Annotated in this window: 2 protein-coding genes; one reads left to right on the plus strand and one right to left on the minus strand. The window is 62.6% G+C overall.

Translation table 11 applies throughout. From position 1 onward, the window contains the following. Nucleotides 1-3: 3 nt before the first annotated feature. Complete coding sequence (locus FK530_RS24980) at nucleotides 4-171, plus strand: DNA cytosine methyltransferase (RefSeq protein WP_231706799.1); 168 nt, start codon at nucleotides 4-6, stop codon at nucleotides 169-171. Nucleotides 172-262: 91 nt separating this feature from the next. On the opposite strand, the gene FK530_RS24985 is transcribed toward FK530_RS24980, so the two are convergent. Beyond that, on the minus strand, nucleotides 263-597 hold a 335-nt coding region (locus FK530_RS24985), incomplete at its 5' end, for a hypothetical protein (RefSeq protein WP_205124267.1).

Consider the following 597-nt stretch of genomic DNA (forward strand, 5'->3'; position numbering starts at 1 on the left):
CTGATGTCGTTCCCCGACGACTTCACGATCGTCGGGAGCCGGGCCGACGTTCAGCGCCAACTCGGCAACGCCGTTCCTATGGAACTCGGAAAGGCCGTGATCCGGTCTCTCGTGAGCCAGCTCGGCTACATGGAGCGCCAGCTACGCGAACCGGTCATCGCTTCCGCATAGTCCGAACGGCAATCGTCGAGCAAGCAGCCGACCACGCTACGCGCGGCCGACAACACTAGCGCGAGCCGTTTCTGTCGAGGGAGGGGGTAGATCAAGGCTGGATCCACCATGGCCACTGGGTGAGTCGGTATGCTCCCCTCCCATCGGCTGGCCAGAGGTTCTCTCCGTTTTCGTCCTCGTAGTGGAGGCCGAAGGGGACCTCGCTGAGTGTCTCAGGCGCCCAAGTCCCGTTTGGATCGTTGGTTGCCCAGGCGTAGAGAAAGCGGCGCATCGCGCCGAACGTCGCATGTGGGATGCCGTCTTCGTCGACCTCGGTGACGTCGAGCGTGGGCTCGTTCTCATCATGGTTCTGGGAGTCGTATCGCACGATCATGGGGGCCGCCTCTCTGAGTTGCTCAAGCAAGCTCAGGCTACAGCGAAGCGCTG

Source organism: Tsukamurella conjunctivitidis (genome assembly GCF_007858475.1).
Taxonomy (GTDB): Bacteria; Actinomycetota; Actinomycetes; order Mycobacteriales; family Mycobacteriaceae; genus Tsukamurella; species Tsukamurella conjunctivitidis.